The 16,718-nt window shown below is 32.1% G+C and carries 18 protein-coding genes and 1 tRNA gene; 5 read left to right on the top strand and 14 right to left on the bottom strand.

The genetic code is table 11. The features are described from left to right. Positions 1-46: 46 nt before the first annotated feature. Positions 47-1,327, top strand: a complete 1,281-nt coding sequence (locus tag Q0845_RS12155) for a hypothetical protein (RefSeq protein ID WP_298513391.1) — start codon at positions 47-49, stop codon at positions 1,325-1,327. A gap of 5 nt (positions 1,328-1,332) precedes the next feature. On the opposite strand, the gene Q0845_RS12150 is transcribed toward Q0845_RS12155, so the two are convergent. Together Q0845_RS12150 and Q0845_RS12145 are read right to left on the bottom strand one after the other, a co-directional pair. Then, entirely contained in the window at positions 1,333-1,797 is a 465-nt protein-coding gene (locus Q0845_RS12150; RefSeq protein ID WP_298513389.1) for an RES domain-containing protein, read from the bottom strand. Next, positions 1,797-2,210, bottom strand: coding sequence for an antitoxin Xre/MbcA/ParS toxin-binding domain-containing protein (locus Q0845_RS12145; protein WP_298513387.1), 414 nt, complete (start codon positions 2,208-2,210; stop codon positions 1,797-1,799). Before Q0845_RS12145 ends, Q0845_RS12150 begins: the two co-directional genes overlap by 1 nt. A gap of 102 nt (positions 2,211-2,312) precedes the next feature. Here Q0845_RS12145 and Q0845_RS12140 point away from each other — a divergent pair, with 102 nt between their 5' ends. Next, positions 2,313-3,056, top strand: coding sequence for a Bax inhibitor-1/YccA family protein (locus tag Q0845_RS12140; protein WP_298513382.1), 744 nt, complete (start codon positions 2,313-2,315; stop codon positions 3,054-3,056). Here the strand turns inward: Q0845_RS12140 and Q0845_RS12135 are convergent. The 11 genes from Q0845_RS12135 to Q0845_RS12085 form a co-directional block, all read right to left on the bottom strand. Then, complete coding sequence (locus Q0845_RS12135) at positions 3,053-3,547, bottom strand: hypothetical protein (protein ID WP_298513381.1); 495 nt, start codon at positions 3,545-3,547, stop codon at positions 3,053-3,055. The two genes, Q0845_RS12140 and Q0845_RS12135, sit on opposite strands and share 4 nt — an antisense overlap. Before the next feature lie 59 nt (positions 3,548-3,606). After that, positions 3,607-4,749: a tetratricopeptide repeat protein gene (locus Q0845_RS12130; protein ID WP_298513378.1), complete on the bottom strand. Its 1,143-nt coding sequence runs from the start codon at positions 4,747-4,749 to the stop codon at positions 3,607-3,609. Between the two features lie 6 nt (positions 4,750-4,755). Continuing rightward, positions 4,756-6,252 carry a M56 family metallopeptidase gene (locus Q0845_RS12125; protein WP_298513374.1) on the bottom strand — a complete coding sequence of 499 codons (1,497 nt, stop codon included), beginning with the start codon at positions 6,250-6,252 and terminating at the stop codon, positions 4,756-4,758. A 129-nt stretch (positions 6,253-6,381) separates the two neighbouring features. Next, on the bottom strand, positions 6,382-7,884 hold the full coding sequence (locus tag Q0845_RS12120; protein ID WP_298513371.1) for a M56 family metallopeptidase: 1,503 nt from the start codon (positions 7,882-7,884) through the stop codon (positions 6,382-6,384). Beyond that, entirely contained in the window at positions 7,881-8,249 is a 369-nt protein-coding gene (locus tag Q0845_RS12115; RefSeq protein WP_298513368.1) for a BlaI/MecI/CopY family transcriptional regulator, read from the bottom strand. The genes Q0845_RS12120 and Q0845_RS12115 overlap by 4 nt, the downstream gene beginning before the upstream one ends. A gap of 112 nt (positions 8,250-8,361) precedes the next feature. Continuing rightward, positions 8,362-9,633, bottom strand: a complete 1,272-nt coding sequence (locus Q0845_RS12110; protein WP_298513365.1) for a hypothetical protein — start codon at positions 9,631-9,633, stop codon at positions 8,362-8,364. 284 nt (positions 9,634-9,917) lie between these two features. Next, positions 9,918-9,991 (bottom strand) — tRNA-Asp (locus Q0845_RS12105). An 86-nt stretch (positions 9,992-10,077) separates the two neighbouring features. Beyond that, positions 10,078-11,007 (bottom strand): DUF58 domain-containing protein, encoded by a 930-nt coding sequence (locus tag Q0845_RS12100; protein ID WP_298513363.1) that lies wholly within the window; start codon positions 11,005-11,007, stop codon positions 10,078-10,080. Between the two features lie 214 nt (positions 11,008-11,221). Further along, complete coding sequence (gene trxA / locus Q0845_RS12095; protein WP_298513361.1) at positions 11,222-11,542, bottom strand: thioredoxin; 321 nt, start codon at positions 11,540-11,542, stop codon at positions 11,222-11,224. Between the two features lie 175 nt (positions 11,543-11,717). Beyond that, complete coding sequence (locus tag Q0845_RS12090) at positions 11,718-12,734, bottom strand: transglutaminase domain-containing protein (RefSeq protein WP_298513359.1); 1,017 nt, start codon at positions 12,732-12,734, stop codon at positions 11,718-11,720. A 24-nt stretch (positions 12,735-12,758) separates the two neighbouring features. After that, a complete protein-coding gene (locus Q0845_RS12085; RefSeq protein WP_298513357.1) occupies positions 12,759-13,163 on the bottom strand; it encodes a carboxypeptidase-like regulatory domain-containing protein in 405 nt (134 codons plus the stop codon). Positions 13,164-13,515: 352 nt separating this feature from the next. On the opposite strand from Q0845_RS12085, the gene Q0845_RS12080 reads away from it, so the two are divergent. From Q0845_RS12080 to Q0845_RS12070, 3 genes are all read left to right on the top strand, one after another. Then, positions 13,516-13,941, top strand: a complete 426-nt coding sequence (locus tag Q0845_RS12080) for an SRPBCC domain-containing protein (protein ID WP_298513355.1) — start codon at positions 13,516-13,518, stop codon at positions 13,939-13,941. Continuing rightward, entirely contained in the window at positions 13,931-14,257 is a 327-nt protein-coding gene (locus Q0845_RS12075) for a helix-turn-helix transcriptional regulator (RefSeq protein ID WP_298513354.1), read from the top strand. Before Q0845_RS12080 ends, Q0845_RS12075 begins: the two co-directional genes overlap by 11 nt. A gap of 276 nt (positions 14,258-14,533) precedes the next feature. Further along, the gene (locus Q0845_RS12070; protein WP_298513352.1) at positions 14,534-15,589 is read left to right on the top strand and encodes a hypothetical protein; all 1,056 of its coding nucleotides are present in this window, start codon (positions 14,534-14,536) and stop codon (positions 15,587-15,589) included. A gap of 61 nt (positions 15,590-15,650) precedes the next feature. On the opposite strand, the gene Q0845_RS12065 is transcribed toward Q0845_RS12070, so the two are convergent. Then, a complete protein-coding gene (locus tag Q0845_RS12065) occupies positions 15,651-16,307 on the bottom strand; it encodes an HAD family hydrolase (RefSeq protein ID WP_298513350.1) in 657 nt (218 codons plus the stop codon). Positions 16,308-16,718 lie beyond the last annotated feature (411 nt).

Genomic DNA, 16,718 nt, shown 5'->3' with positions numbered 1-16,718 from the left:
GCACTATTTTTTTCTAACTTTAAGTATATAACCAATACACCACCATATGCTTGCCAAGACTTCATGGAATATTTTCCAGAAAATAGGATTTCGTTTTTTCTTTATCTATGTATTGTTATATGTATTTCCGTTTCCTTTAGATGCTTTTAAATATTTACAAGAAAGTGTTGTCTCTTTTTTATCGGATAATGTGTGGGGAAATTTAATCCCGTTTATGGGCGATGTGTTTTTTGATCTTGAATTACCTAGCGAACGCCCCATAACAGGAAGTGGCGATACTACGTATGATTATGTACATTTATTTTCTTGTGTATTTATTGCTGTTTTGGGTACAATTATTTGGAGTATTATTGACCGTAATCGTAAAAATTACACCGAACTCTTGCGTTTGTTTGTCGTATACGTAGCATACTATGTATTGTTTTCAATGTTTGTATATGGATTTTATAAAATAATTCCACTTCAGTTTCCTTCTCCTTCTTTAGGACGATTGATACAACCCTACGGAAGTTCTTCGCCTATGGGAATTGCCTGGACCTTTATGGGCGCTTCTAAAGCGTATACTATTTTTTCTGGATTTGCGGAATTAATTGCAGGTGTCTTGTTACTATTTAGACGTACACGAACTCTAGGTGGATTGGTTGCTTTTGGCGTGATGCTGAATGTATTTATGATGAATATGTGCTATGATATTCCTATAAAAACCTATTCGTTCCATTTGTTATTTTTTGCTGCTTTTATTTTTATGCAAGACAGAAAACGCTTGTTTGCAGTATTTTTCACAAAAGCGACGACAACAGCCAGAAGCTTTCCAAAATATTTTAAAGAACCGAAACTTAATATTGCAGCCGTGGTATTAAAAGTTGTCATTCTTGGTCATTTCTTGCATACAACTTTAGGCGATTCCCTTGAAGCCAATGCGATGTACGGCCCCAATACGCCAAAACCTCCTATGTATGGAATTTACGATATTCAGCTTTTTGAAAAAAATAAAGACACCATTCCAATGTTAATTACAGATGATACTTTATGGAGAAGAATTGTGTTTCAACGTGAAAACTTTTTCTCAGTTTATTATATGAACGATCGCGGCACTTGGTTAGCTATGAAACTTGATACGGTTGCCAAAACTATCGAAGCAACAAACCGTAGAGATTCTACCGATGTTTATAATTTTAAATACACGCTAAAAGATAGTATTCTTACCCTAAATGGAACACATTTGAATGATACATTGCTCATTAAAGCAAAGCAATATGATTTAAAGAAATTTAAATTGATTAATAGAGATTTCCGTTGGATTAATGAATTTCCATACAATCGTTAACTCATTTATTTTTCGTGATATAAACGAGAATCAAAGCTAAATTTTTGAATTTTAACTACACTAATTTTATGAAAGTCAATATGCATTGGATTTAAAATGTAATTGAATTCATCTTTTACGATGGCAGAAGGCACTTTTAATACTGCATGCTTATTCTCTTCTACGAAACGCGTGAATATTTCTTGTGTTTTGCTGTTATAAGGAAAAGTATTCCAGCTTTTAGGAAGCTTCTGAAGCTCGTACACAGAAACTTCATCAGGAATATTGATATGAACTAAAATACGATCGCTTGGCAAGTCTTCTGTAATGTCTAAGTGCATCACCACTTCCAAGTACGCTAGTGAAATGTGTTGTGAAGTATATACGGCGCGTGTTCCTATTTCATTCCAACGCCCGCCAATTTTTTCCGCGCCAATTCCCGAAAGCAAGTTGTTCTTTCGTTTGGCTCTGTCAATTCTGTAAACTATCATCAAGCAAAAATTCCGTAATCAATACGTCTTATTTCGTCAATAACTAATTTTACACCGTAACTTGTATCTAGAAGGGAAAAAGGAGTTTGCCCGCCTAAAACTTTGCTTTTTTTGTTAAGCCATCTTGTGAATTTTTTTTCATCACCAAAAACTTCAAAGCCTTTTGAGTATACTTCGGCTATTTCAAACAAGCGTTCACTAACTTCTTTGTCGTAGCTGTTTTTTTTGGATAAGGTAGAATAGGAAGCCGGAACTATTTCCGATATTTTAGTAAGCGGTAACGCAATGCGCATGCTAAACTTTTTTAATTGTGAACGTGTGACACCACTTCTTGTAGCGTGAATAATTTTCAGTTTATTTTGTGGCGAGTCGTTTCGGTTATCGATATAGCTCGTTAGAGTTAAAGCTTCCATATTTTATTATTTTTACCTAGTACATTGTGTAAATTTACAACTATTTTATATAACTACCATTGCAAAGTGTATATTTTTATTATTTTTAACAAAACCTTATGCATGAGCTTATTCGGATTAAATACCTCAAATCCAGCGTTTTCTAATTATTTTTGGAAACATTCTAACACAAAGAAAGCAAAAAAAATGACGCTTAGCGGTGTCATTCTAAAATCTATTTTTTGTTTGCTATTAGTTACGGCAAGTGCTGCTTATACTTGGAAGTTATTTTTTGAAGGTGTTACCATTCAATGGTATACTACTGGCGGAATTATTGTAGCGCTTGTATGCAGTATTGTCATTTCTGTTAGACGCGAATGGACAATGCCACTCACACTTATTTACGCCGTTGCCAAAGGTTTTTTTATTGGTGGATTTAGCGCGTATATTCACCAACGGTTTCCGTATTTACCTTTTCAAGCTGTTATTATCACATTGCTTACTTTTTTTGTCATGCTACTCTTGTATATGACACGAATTATTAAAGTGACTAAAAAGTTTAGAAGTGTGGTTATTACCGTTATTTCCGTTATTTTCCTCGTTTATATTACCTCATTTATCTTGAATTTTTTCGGAATTCACTTTTCATTCCTTTGGGATAGTTCTTGGATTGCTATTGCCTTTAATGTTGTAGTTGCCATTTTTGCTTCGTTAAGTTTATTGCTCGATTTTGATTTTATGGATCGGTATATAGGTCGCGCCAAAAAACACTACGAATGGTTTGCAACTTGGGGATTATTGGTCACCATTATTTGGTTATATGTGGAAGTTTTGCGTTTGCTAAAAAAACTAGCGATCCGATTTTAATTTTCTTTCAACGGTTCTTCTACATGCAAAATGATAGGCAAGAGAAATTTTGTTTTTACAGGAATACCTCTTTTATAAGCAGGTGACGCTTTTGGAAGATTTTGCGCACTCACTTCAATCAAACTGTCTAAGCTTGGAATGTATTTATCAGTGTAGGGTTTTTTCTGAATATCAGAAACTTTGATGATTCCCAAAGTATCAATATATATGGCTACTTGAATGGTATCTCTAATCGTTTTGGTAACCTGTATATTGTTTTGTGCTAGTTGCTCGTAAATTTGATCTGTTAGGGTTTGAAAGAAACATGTTTTTTGTTGTTCTTTTTCTAAAGAATCACAATTTGAAAAAGATGGAAATACGTCAACAGTATTCAAATTGATACTTTCTTTTTCTTGCGCAACCAATTCTTCTTCTGTAACGACAGGCTTTTTAAAAAAGTCACAGGATACGCATATAAAAAAAATAAGGCAATATGTCCAAAGGTGTTTCATCAATACAAATATCATGAAAAATACAACTTTTCGACATTTTGCCGTAGTTTTTGATTCTTTTATTCTGATTTTAAGTGAATTTCTTCTTTTAACTCACGAATTCGCGTATTGACAATTTTCTTCATTTCAATCTTGGCTTTTGGAAATTTTTCTAGGAAACGCTCATACATTTTCAGCTTTGCTTTGGAATCAGAATAGTAATTATCTGCTACCTGCGCCAATCGAAGTTGTGCCAATTCATAGTCTGGATTTTCCTCTAAAGCCATATTGAATAATTTCATGGCTTTTTTGTGTTCTTTTCGATCAAAATGCACCATTCCCAAAATATAATAATCACCAGAAGGATCGGTCATTTTTCCAACAATAGCCTGAGATGCATGATGTTCCGCTTTATCCGGAACTCCATCTTGATAATACAATTTTGCCAATTGCGAATGGTAGAAATAGTTTCCGCGATCACGTTTTAATGCTTCTTCGTAATATGCAATTGATTTTAAAATTCGTCCTACACGATACGCGGCAAATGCTGCTTTTTCATATACATATCGCGTCGCTTTGTTCTGGTCGATTAATTTTTCAAACCATAGCAATGCTTTTCTGTATTCTTGATTCGCATAGTGTAATTGTGCTTTAAAGCCAATAACTTTTACATCGTCTTCATTATTCGTTAAACCTACCGTAATAATTCGATCTGCTTTTTTAAATTCTTTGGTTTCTATATAGTTTTTGATGAGTTTGTAAATACTTTTTTGATGTTGTGCATCTAACTCAAAAGCGGTTTGATAAGATTGTATATACGTTTCTTGCCGTAAAGCTTCTTTGGCCAAGCCAATTTGATAATGAAAATTAGGATTGAGCGTATCTTTTGCTTTTAGCTTTTCAAAAATTACTAATGATTTCTCTAGTTTTCCTGCCGTAAATAACAATCTTCCATAATCATACAATACCAATGCGTTCTCCGCATCAATTTTTAAGACTTTTTCATAGCTTTCTATGGCTTTTTTACTATTTCCTAAGGCTTTGTATGCTTTGGCAATTTGTGTGTTTGTATAAGCGCTCGTTTCTTGTTGCTGATAGGCTTTTATTGCTTTCGAGTAGTTTCCGAATGTGTATAAACTATCTGCAACAGCTAAAGTCGAAGATTGCGCTTCGACTTTAGTTATGATTGCTATAAAAATGCAGAGACTTAGTATGTTTTTCATGTATAATTATCCTTGTATTTGAAAAGTAATCGGCAGCAAATAATTAATTCTTACTGGTTTGCCTTCTTTTTTAGCTGGAATAAACGTTGGTAATGATTCCATGACACGTTTTGTTTCCTTTGACAAATCAGCATTTGGCGCTTTTGCTTCTGCCACTGTTACTTTTCCATCTTTTTCTATGATAAATCGTGCAGAAATTTTTTGTTTTCCTTTCAATCCTGAACCTTCAGCTATTTTCATATTAAAGTTTTTCAGCACATGTTTTTGTATGTTTTCTGTGAGACATTTTTTTATTTCTTCCTGACTTCCCAACGTTTCACATCCTGGATATATAGGAAGCTTGTCTACATCTCCCATAGCGTAAATTTTATTTTTATTCGCATCTTCATGCACCACTTTAGAAGCTATCTTCATATATCTTTTAAAATTATCGTGATATCTTTGATCATATAGATCGTGGATTTCATCTAAGTCAACATTATATTTTGATAGTAGTAATATGAGATTATATTCAACTTTATTTCTTTGCTCAAATTCTTCTTTGGCTTTACTTTCTTCTCCTGTATAACTTTCATAAAAATCACTCATAGCATCTATTGCGCTTTTAATTTTAGTTCGCAATGCTTTTTTATCAAGTTTTTCCACTTTATCAACATTATCTACAAGTAAGGTATCTTCACAAGAAGTATACAATAATGACATAATTAATACAGGTACTAAGACCAAGTATTTGAGTTTTAAAATTTGGCGGGATTTTTCTTTTGTTAACATAATGATTCGTTTTTTAATTAGTGAGTGTTTAAAAAATTGATTGGTAAACGAAAACTGTTGCGTCTGAAAAACTTCTGCTAACAATTTTTCATAATAATCGGATTTATTTTTGCCCTGAACTACAACTGCATCTGCAATGTATTCATGTACTTCAGAGATTCGTTTTTGATAGATGTATACAAGCGGATTGAACCAACACAAAATGCGCAGCAGCTCAAAATACAGCAAGTCTAGCGAATGTTTTTCGCGAATGTGCACCAATTCGTGAGAAAGGATATCTTCGAGTTTTTCTTCATGAATATCTTCACCAATAAATACATACCTAAAAATAGAAAATGCGATGGTGCTTTTGGGTATGATAACCACAGTATAGTTTTCCTGCTTTACAAATCGTCCTTTGAAACGGAGTTTTACTAATTGTACAATTTTATAGATAAATAGTAAGCTACTAACTGTAATTCCGATGATTAAAAACCAATTCCAAGTAGGTTCAATCGTAGCAACTGCTTTTTCTGGCGTGAGCATAATTTCTGGCAACAATACTATGTATTCTTGTGGCACCACATTCTGAAAGCTTTCAATTTTAATAAAAGGCAGCAGAAATGAAATTAATGATGAAAATATAAGATAGATTCTATTCCAATTGAAAAAGGTTTCTTTTTTGAGAAATAAATCATAACTCAATAAAAACAATAGTTGAAAAGCAACGACTTGAATAAAATATACCATCATGATTTCTAGTTATTTTTTTGATTTTTTTACGTATTTCTTCTAATTCCTCCGTACTAATATCATTTTCTTCATAAAAAATGACACTATACTTTTAAAAAGATCCAACCGGATACTACTTTTTACACCAACTTATTCAGCAACTTTAAATACAATTGGTAATACATATTTTACACTTACAGGTTTTCCATCTTGCATTCCTGGTGTTAACTTTGGTAAGGTATTGATTGCTTCTTCTGCCGCAGATTGTAAATCTGGATGTGGAGCTCTGACCATGACATCAACTACTTCCCCATTTTTATCGATCAGAAATTTTGCAATTATTCTTTGACGACCTTCTAAACCTGTATTCTCTGCACGTTTAGCATCAAAGTTTTCAACAATATGTTTTTGAATATTTAGTGTGAAACATTTTTTCAATTCCTCAAGTGTTCCTTTATCTTCACAACCTGGAAAAACAGGAGCTTTATCTAGTACCTGAAATGAAATAGCTTCTTGTTCAAGCTCACTATAGTTTGAGCCTTTTGCGATGCTTTCTTTTCTCGCAATTACATAATCTTCATACGATCGTATTTGTGCAAGCTTTGTTATTATTTCATCATCTTCAGAACCTAAAAGCTGTGCCATTTCTCTGAGCAACTCTGTTTGCTTGTCATAATCTGTTTTTGATAAAATTGGACTCGTATTCAGATTCACCGTAAGTTTGCTTAACTCATATATAACTTCTTGCAACTTCACTTTTTTAGCTTCTGCATCTACAATTTCAGTTTTAGACTTGGCTTCTTCAGAATCTGCTATCGTTGTATCTTCACAAGAAGTATATAAGAGTGATACAATTAACACAGGTACTAATACCAAGTATTTTAGTTTTAAAATTTGACGGGATTTTTCTTTTGTCAACATAATGATTCGTTTTTTGATTAATGAATGTTTAAAAAATTGATTGGTAAACGAAAACTGTTGCGTCTGAAAGACTTCGGCTAACAATTTTTCATAATAATCGGATTTATCTTTGTCTTGAACTACAATTGCATCTGCAATGTATTCGTGTAATTCTGATATTCGTTTTTGATAGATGTATACGAGCGGATTGAACCAACACAGAATGCGCAGCAGCTCAAAATATAGCAAGTCTAGCGAATGCTTTTCACGAATGTGCACCAATTCGTGCGAGAGCACATCTTCCAATTTTTCTTCATGAATTTCTTCACCAATAAACACATATCTAAAAATAGAAAATGCTGTAGTGCTTTTGGGTATGATAATGATGGTGTAGTTTTCACGTTTTACAAAGCGTCCTTTGAAACGGAGTTTTACTAATTGTACAATTTTATAGATAAATAGTAAACTACTAATGGCAATTCCGATGATTAAAAACCAATTCCAAGTAGGTTCAATCGTAGCAACTGCTTTTTGCGGTGTCAATACTATTTCTGGTAATAATACAATATATTCTTGTGGCACTACATTCTGAAAGCTTTCAATCTTAATAAAAGGTAGTAGAAATGAAATTAAAGACGAAAATATAAGATAGACTCTATTCCAATTGAAAAAGGTTTCTTTTTTGAGAAATAAATCATAACTCAATAAAAACAACAGCTGAAAAGCAACAACTTGAATAAAATATACAATCATGACTTCGGATTACTTTTTTCGATTTCTTTGCGTATTTCTTCTAATTCCTCCGTACTGATATCATTCTTCTGCATAAAAAATGACACCATACTTTTAAAAGATCCTTGAAAATATCCGTTTACCAATTTTGAAATTGACTGATTGCTGTATTCAGATTGTGCTAAAAGCGGAAAATACACGTGTCCTTTTCCCACTTTTTCATAGCCTACAAATCCTTTGTTTTCCAGAATTCGCACAATGGTAGAAACCGTATTGTAGGCAGGTTTTGTGCCTTTAAAATTTTCAATAATGGCTTTTACATTTGCTTTTTCTAGTTTCCACAGAATTTGCATGATTTCCTCTTCTGCTTTGGTCAATTGCTTCATAAATAAACTTCTTATTTTTTAACTAAACTTTTAGTTCTATAACACAAATATAACTAAATATTTAGTTCAAACTAATTTTTTAGTTATAAATTTATGTTCTTTTTAGAAGAAGTTACTCTGAGAAGTATGCTAATGTGCGTGTAGTCTTTTCTTTTTTAATACCGTTTTGAAATAAAATTCGTGAAGTCCAATTGCCGTGTTTATCGTAGATATATTGATACGAAGTCTCTTCGTTATATTCAAAATCCTGATGTTTACGTTGATCTCCGTATGGTGTATAAAAAGCGGTGTTTACTATAGTATCATTTTTAAAATAACATTCTTTAAAACCATCAGCTTGTTTTTCAACAGTTCTTTGAAGCTTCTTTATAAGCTTATTATCTTTTTCACGATCTACATGAATGGTTTTTATTTTATACAATTCACCTTCTTTTTCATAATATTCATACTCATACCCATTTCCGTGGTCTAAGTTATGGTAGGTTGTCATTTCTGAGATCAGTCTATTTTTTTGATCATACATCCGTGTGATAGTATTGGACGTTTTTTCTAAATAGCTCCCAAAATGTTCTCTTGTTTCTTTTATAATAAGATCTTGATCATTGTATTTGTAGGTGATTATTTGAGAAAGTGTATATGCCGAAAAGTCTCTGTGATCAATGGCTTTGACATTCGTTTCATCCAAATCATATTCGTATGCATGTATTTTTTCTTCTATCAGTCTATTTTTTGCATCGTACTTATACAGTTTAATATAGTCTGTATCCACCAAACTTCCTTTGCAGATTACATAATGTTCCGTTCGAATATTGGCATTCAGCGATTCGTATTTTGAGAGTACGTTCGCATCTGTATAGAAATATCTTTCTTTGAGAAAATAAGCATTTTGATAGGATGATTTTTGCCAAACTTCTTCTAATTTCCCATATAAATTATAAGTTCTTAATTCTCTTATTTGATGGACGTATGTGGAATCTTTTCCATTAAATTTCTTTTTGACTTCATTGTGTATGGTTTGATGCGCTAGTTTTCCTTTTCTATTATACACATTTTCTTTTTCGAGAAATAAGACGTTATCATTTTTTAACTCATAGGTTTTAATCAAATTCTTTTTCGCATCAAACTCAAAAACTTGATTCATATCTACAAACACATCTTTTTCATCATTTGATGTGGCATATTCAACATAGGAAGAATCTGGTTTGTGAAACGCGTACGTATAATTTCTTACTGTTACTTTCTTTATATTTCCTTTTATATTTTTTGCTTTCCAATAATAGTAGTCTCCGTAATCGAAAAGTTTTTCTGGATATATGTTTGTTTGCGCTTTCGCTGAAAACGTATATATAAAGAGAAATAATAGTAGTGTAATTTTTAGTCGCATCAACTATTTAACGTCGAATTCTAGGATTTATTGAAATTGAAAAGATAGATGAAGTATATTCTTTATGATTTTATGCTAAAATGCGTATTCATTCACGAGAATTCTGAAAAACAAGTTTCATTAAAATAAAAAAGCATCCCAATTTTCAGTAAAGAAAAAAGGAAAGCTTTTCATTGGTTTAACTACTAAACCAAGGTAAATCAAGGATTTACCTTAAACAACACAACTAAATCATTTTGCCAAAAAAAGCTTCTCTTCGAGGGAGAAGCTTTTTGCAATTTTAGCGGTCTGGACGGGATTCGAACCCGCGACCCCATGCGTGACAGGCATGTATTCTAACCAGCTGAACTACCAAACCGTTGCTTGATTGCGGATGCAAATATACACTACAATTCTATTTATACAAACATATTTGAATAAAAATTGAAAGTTTTTTTTCAATGATTACGCAAACTTTTGTCTTTCAACCAAATACGTGAGTAAAATTTTTTCAAATTTTTCGTTAATATCTGCTTCCACATATTTGATTTTGTATTGTGCACATTTCATTTTTAATTGAAGAAAATAATCAGAAACTGCTTTTTGATAGTTTTCCTGTACCGTATCTGCATAAATATCGATATGCTCACCAGATTCAACATCAATAAAACGTTTGGGTTTGTTATCAAAATCGAAGTTTAATTCTTTTTCAGAATCAAAGACATGAAATAAAATGACTTCATGTTTGTTGTATTTTAAATGTTGCAATGCTTCAAATAATTTTTCGTCAGCAACTCCATCTTGAAACATATCTGTAAAAAGGAAAATAAGGCTTCTACGGTGTATTTTCTCCGCGATTTGATGCAAATATGTGTATGTGTCTGTTTTTTTGTTTACACGCTTTGTAGTAACGGTTGTATCGAGCGCATTTAATAATAACTGATGATGACGTTCGCTTCCTTTTTCTGGCGCATAAAAATCATAATTATCTGAATACACACTCAAACCAATAGCATCGCGTTGTTTTTTGAGAATATTCATTAAAGAAGCTGTTGCCAAAACCGAAAATCCAATCTTATTTAAATTGTCTAATGATGGCGCAGTAACTTCCGGATAATGCATGGAAGAAGAATTGTCAAGAATGATATGACAACGCAAATTGGTTTCTTCTTCGTACTTTTTTGTATATAATTTGTCTGTTTTTGCAAACAGTTTCCAATCAATATGCTTGGTACTTTCTCCAGAATTGTAGATTTTATGTTCTGCAAATTCCGCAGAAAAACCATGAAATGGACTTTTATGCATTCCTGAGATAAATCCTTCTACTACTTGCTTTGCCAGCAATTCCAGATTTTTAAATCCTGAAGTTTTATTGAGTTCTTGTTGTAAATTCAAAAGAGCTTTTGTTTAATTTGAGATATAAATGTACAATTAAATATTAGTATTCGGAACACCGCTAACTTTATGATAACTTTTTTTAACGTTTGTCAAATTGCGCTTTCGCACAGAAACTAAATGACGTTTGTTTTTTATATCTTAAAACTAAATTCCATAAAAAAAGGCTTGACAGTATTGTCAAACCTTTTATATTCTATTTCAAAATGTATGTCTAAGCTAATAACTTGTCGATAACTTCTGTATATGCTTTTTTTGGTGCTACACCTACTTGACGACCAACTAATTCTCCATTTTGGAAAACTAATACCGTTGGAATGTTACGAACTCCAAATTGTGCTGCGTACTTTTGGTTAGCATCTACGTCTAATTTTCCAACGACAGCTTTTCCTTCATATTCACCAGCGATTTGCTCTACTACAGGACCTAACATCTTACATGGTCCACACCAAGCTGCCCAAAAGTCAACCAATACCGGCTTATCGCTGTTCATTACTATTTCTTCAAAATTTGCATCTGTGATTTCTAATGCCATAACTATATATTTTTTAAAATTCTACTTTATTTTTTGTGTATTATGCAATATTAGTCAAATATTTTTCCAAAACTTACATCACAAGTATTTGTTTTGATTATACGCCAATTGATTTTTCTTATTATTGAATTGAATTCCTGTAATTTAAGCAGTTAAAAGATTATATACTTACTTTTTAGCGAGTTACCTCAACTGTATATGTAGAAATTAGGTCATCTTTAATGTATAAGTGTACATCGTAAAAGCCTGCAAATTCAAACTTGTAATCAATGGATAATGATTGATTTTGGATAGAAATCTGTTTTGGATATATTTTTCGCTCCCTAAAACTACTTTCAATGATTAAATTGACATCATCTTTTTCTATTTCTTTGTGAAGCTCTAGCTTGAAGTTGAAGTTTGTATTCTTCTGAATTTCATTGTGTAATTTTTGCGGATAACTGTGATCGCTAAAATATGTATATGCTTTTCCATAAATAATTGGCGCATCTAAAAATGCTTGAAAAGAAGGCTTCTCTCCTTCTAATAGAAACCATTTTTTATCTAATGGATGATGATTTACCGCAAAGATTTTTGGATCTGATAGAAAAAATCCGCTATTGAAGTCAAATTGAAAATGATAGGTTTCCGGATTTGGAATTCCGCTTGCCCAGGTAGGATCGCATAAATACCATTTCCCATTAAGTTTTACGGCATTCCAAGAATGATTTGGCGTATCTAAAGTTTTAATATTCATGGTGCTGGTTCTAGCGTATCCATGTACCATTTCACAATCAATATCAGCCAAATTTGCCAATTCTTTCACCAAATACGCATATCCTGTACAGATCGTTGTACGGTCTTTTAAAAGTCTTCTAAAGACAATTTTTTGGAATTTTGTGTTCCATTGATCCAACCGAACACTGTCATTTTTAAAACGTTGACGTTTGCGCTTATTTCGATTATATAGTTTATAATCATTACCAACACTACTGCAAACCCACTTAAAGATCGCTCTAAAACGTTCGGCATCAGTCTCTAATTCTGATGTCAGTTTATAGACTAAATCTGGTAAATTATGTAATGTTTCATCTTTGTATTTCAGTGCAATTTCGTCGGCTTTTTCAAATGAAATATGCTGAAAATCAGAAATCTGAGCATTTGACTGAAATACAAAGATGAATAGAAATATGTGTATTAAAAGTATTCTCACAGAACTATAGTTACTGTTTTTGAGTTAGTTTTTACGTTTGGACTTGTAACGTTTGTTCGAATTTACAGCGCCCATAAACTCTATCACTTCATCAGATAAAACAGCTTTTATAAAAGATGTATCTGCTTTTATTCTTACTTCGATCGATTCATAACCTAAATAGGTAATCATTAATATATCGCCTGTTTTTAAGGCTACAGGAAACGTAAACTCGCCTTTTTTGTTCGTTACCGTTCCTTCATTTGCGCCTTTTAATATGATGTTTGCTCCTTCTAAAGGTTCTTGCGGATTGCTTACTGTTCCTTTTATGATTCTTCCTTTTTGCTCAGCACTTGTAGACTGTCCATACATTGGATTGAACGCAAATACAGCAACCATCAAAATGGTAACGTACCACATTTTTTGTGTAAATGTTACTTGTTTTTTCATCTGTTTCTTTTTTTAGATTAATTCCTTTCAAATAGCATACATCAAGAGTCATTTCTTAAAAAATTCATCCAATATGCTAACGCATTTTAAATTCTATACTATTTACACTATCAAATATATTTACCAAAGTAACTACTTCAAAGTTACATTGAGTAAACTTCTTCTTTGAGTGAGTGAATCGCTTATTTTTTTCAATTTCAGATCAGTATATCATAAAATAGAGTATAAAAATAGTGAATTTCTACGTCTAAAAACTGTTAAAATTACAATATGCAACCAAAAAGTTGCTTTTTAAAAAAGAATTCGTAAATTAGCAACCGAACAGTTGCGCAATTATAAAAACTTTACTCTTATGAAAGACATGATCACCAAAGAAAAAATTTTTAAGCATTCTATTGAAACTGTATGGAATGCAATTTCAAACGGAAAAGAACTCTCAACTTGGTTTATTCAAGCTGATTTTAAAGCCGAAAAAGGATATCATTATACCTTCACTTCTGATGAAGATGGATGTGTTCCTATCACCGGAGAAATAAAAAGTGCAGATCCGTATACGTTAGTGTATACTTGGATTGTAGAAGGTACAAACACGGAAACTACGGTAAGTTGGGTATTAGAAACTATTCCTGGAGGCACAAAGTTATACTTAGAACATTCAGGAATATCAAAATACGAAGGCGAAACTGCTGTGACTATGTTTGATAGCTTTAATGGCGGTTGGGACAATTGCACCAATAAATTAGTATCATATTTAAAAGAAAATGTCCATGCAGGATAAAATCACACGAATATTTAAAGCTATTGCAGATCCGACAAGGCGTGATATTTTTCATGCCTTGGTGATTGCAAGTTCAACATTATCTATTTCACAAATTAGCAATCAGTTTGAAATTACACGGCAAGGTGTAACCAAACATATTAAAACACTGGAAGAAGCTGGCTTGGTAGATATTGAACGTAAAGGTCGCGAACGTTTTTGCAATGCGAATGCAACACCTTTAAAAGAAATTAATAAATGGATGAAATTCTACGAACAATTCTGGGATAATTCACTGGATAACTTAGATGATTATTTGGATGGAAAGCTCTCATAGAAGAACCTTAAAATTTGGCTTTGTAAATGCAATCATTTAACTGAGAATTGTTGAATAACTTTTCTTGATAGATTATACTTAAATTAGATTTATCTAACAGGTATAATGGCTATAATTCACTACGGTGTATTTTCATTTTCGAAAAATCCTGTTATATTTACAAAGCTTAGGTTTATATCGAAAATACCCGCGTATTTTCGACGTAACAAAATCATAGTGAGACCGTTATATTTTATTATAGCGGAACTCAAAATGAATTTTTAAAAATAAGAAAAAATGAAACTATTAAAATTAATACTAATTACCTTATTGATAGGTTCTACTACATACACAAATGCACAAGAAACTCCTCCACCTCCTAAACCACTAATTATTGAGGTAGTTGAAGATAAGGATGAAAGCCTAGATACTCAAACTTATGAACAAAGAATCAATAATGCAACGCGCTTATATCAGAAAGGTAAATATACCGAAGCAGCATCAGAATATGAGAAAGCCTTTAAACTAAAAGAAGGTAATTTTAGGGATTACTATAATGCAGCCTGTCTATGGTCATTAGCAGGGAATACTACAAAATCATTAAAAAATTTGAATATTTCTGCAGATAAAGGCTTGAATATGGTTGAACATCTTAAAAACGATACAGACTTATCTAAGCTTCACGGAACTGCGGAGTGGAAAATGATTTTGAAAAAAGTACAACAAAACTTAAAAGAATATCAAAAATATTATAATGATGACGGTGAATTAAAAAGAGAAGTCATTGCTAAAGACAAATTAGCTAATTGGGTGAATGATTTTGGGCTTCAAAGACTTATTGAAGAAGCTGAAAATAATAGTGCTGTCGCACAAAGACGATTAGCGAGATATTATACATTTATAGACAAAAATGACAAAAAGAAAGTAAAATGGTTAAAAGAGGCTGCTGATAGTTTTGATTATACAGCACTAAATAATTTAGCATTTGCATATAACAAAGGAACAGGTGTAGAAACTGACAAAAATGAAGCCGCAATTTATTATACAAAAGGAGCTTGTGTTGCTCCATATGGTAAAACAAATTGTTTTTGGGCTATGAGAGATTTTTTTGGTTTGGAAGTTGCTTCAAATCTAAAAATGGAGACTATGATTAGTTTAGTCAATAACGATATGACTGCCTTGATACTTGATGATTATACGCTCGGGAACCTATTATACAATTTAGCTAGTTACTATGAGGATGGATTGGCAAGTGACTACCCAAAAGATATATCTAAAGCAAAGTATTACTATAAAAAGTCAGCCAAATATAAAAATGAATACGCTAAAAAGAAATTAGCAGAATTAGATTAAAAAAATCAATGACATCTCAGGTTTTTGGAAATTTTATTTACACATTCAATTTAATGTTTTGTCATAAAATTGACGTATCAAAAACTGTAAAATTTACAAAATGATGTTTAGCGCCCAATTGCTGAAGCTTTTCTTTATTATGAGAACCAATTCCAACAAATTCAATTCCTAAGTTGTTTGCAGTTTTTACATCCCAAATTCCATCACCTAGTGAAATGATGCGCTTGAAATTTGTTACCTTAAAATATGTTTTAGCTTTCGCAATAGCAGCATTGACAATCTCTTCACGGGTAAAATAGTTATTAGAAGCTTCTAGTAATGCTTGATCGTACTCAATTCCTGCACGCTCAAGTTTTAATTTAGCAGGTAACAACATTGAACCTGTAGCAAAACAAACTGCATAATTGGTTTCTTTAATGATGTATTGTAAAAACGAATTTGCTCCAGCGATTTCCGTGACTTGACAATCTTTGATTTCATCTAGAAAAGCAGCTTCAAACTTTTGTAAAAGCTGATTCGAAAACCCACGATTTACGTCTGTTTCATAGTTTTCTTTTGCGATGAAACTATCGGTTAAATGTGTATAATTCTCCCAATCAGTATTTACGAATTCGACACCAACGGCATGTAATGCATTTATAAAACCTGTTTGATGCACGTTTTCGCTATCTAACAGCGTTCCGTCAATATCAAAAACTAGCAGATTTTCTTTTTTCATAACTCTTTACAGTTAATTTACCAAACGTCTGATCGAGTGGTTTTTCGGAGTAAAACGAAGAAAAATTGTATCGAGATTTTCTTTGAATAATCTCAATCTTAATAAAAATTCGTCACGAATTCACGAATAGGTTTTTCTATTGCTTTATCTTAATGATTTCCAGAAATTGAACCGTTTCACAGACAATTCAACATTCAAAATTTAGCATTTAAAATTCCCTAGAAATTGTCACGAATTCACGAATGGTTTTTCTATTGCTTTATCTTAATCATTTCCACGAATTGAACCGTTTCACAAACAATTCAACATTCAAAATTTAGCATTTAAAATTCCTTAGAAATTGTCACGAATTCACGAATGGTTTTTCTATTGCTTTATCTTAATCATTTCCACGAATTGAACCGTTTCACA

It is taken from the genome of uncultured Kordia sp. (assembly GCF_947489565.1).
Lineage (GTDB): Bacteria > Bacteroidota > Bacteroidia > Flavobacteriales > Flavobacteriaceae > Kordia.
Note: the sequence above shows the minus strand (reverse complement) of the source record. Positions and strands in the feature narration are given on the sequence as shown.

Bases quoted from the DNA above. Each gene is read 5' to 3' on its own strand.
- Q0845_RS12110 (WP_298513365.1), bottom strand. From the start codon at position 9,633: ATGCGACTAAAAATTACACTACTATTATTTCTCTTTATATATACGTTT.
- Q0845_RS12150 (WP_298513389.1), bottom strand. From the start codon at position 1,797: ATGATAGTTTACAGAATTGACAGAGCCAAACGAAAGAACAACTTGCTT.
- Q0845_RS12065 (WP_298513350.1), bottom strand. From the start codon at position 16,307: ATGAAAAAAGAAAATCTGCTAGTTTTTGATATTGACGGAACGCTGTTA.
- trxA (WP_298513361.1), bottom strand. From the start codon at position 11,542: ATGGCATTAGAAATCACAGATGCAAATTTTGAAGAAATAGTAATGAAC.
- Q0845_RS12070 (WP_298513352.1), top strand. From the start codon at position 14,534: ATGAAACTATTAAAATTAATACTAATTACCTTATTGATAGGTTCTACT.
- Q0845_RS12145 (WP_298513387.1), bottom strand. From the start codon at position 2,210: ATGGAAGCTTTAACTCTAACGAGCTATATCGATAACCGAAACGACTCG.
- Q0845_RS12075 (WP_298513354.1), top strand. From the start codon at position 13,931: ATGCAGGATAAAATCACACGAATATTTAAAGCTATTGCAGATCCGACA.
- Q0845_RS12155 (WP_298513391.1), top strand. From the start codon at position 47: ATGCTTGCCAAGACTTCATGGAATATTTTCCAGAAAATAGGATTTCGT.
- Q0845_RS12120 (WP_298513371.1), bottom strand. From the start codon at position 7,884: ATGATTGTATATTTTATTCAAGTTGTTGCTTTTCAGCTGTTGTTTTTA.
- Q0845_RS12135 (WP_298513381.1), bottom strand. From the start codon at position 3,547: ATGAAACACCTTTGGACATATTGCCTTATTTTTTTTATATGCGTATCC.
- Q0845_RS12125 (WP_298513374.1), bottom strand. From the start codon at position 6,252: ATGATGGTATATTTTATTCAAGTCGTTGCTTTTCAACTATTGTTTTTA.
- Q0845_RS12140 (WP_298513382.1), top strand. From the start codon at position 2,313: ATGAGCTTATTCGGATTAAATACCTCAAATCCAGCGTTTTCTAATTAT.
- Q0845_RS12130 (WP_298513378.1), bottom strand. From the start codon at position 4,749: ATGAAAAACATACTAAGTCTCTGCATTTTTATAGCAATCATAACTAAA.
- Q0845_RS12085 (WP_298513357.1), bottom strand. From the start codon at position 13,163: ATGAAAAAACAAGTAACATTTACACAAAAAATGTGGTACGTTACCATT.
- Q0845_RS12080 (WP_298513355.1), top strand. From the start codon at position 13,516: ATGAAAGACATGATCACCAAAGAAAAAATTTTTAAGCATTCTATTGAA.
- Q0845_RS12115 (WP_298513368.1), bottom strand. From the start codon at position 8,249: ATGAAGCAATTGACCAAAGCAGAAGAGGAAATCATGCAAATTCTGTGG.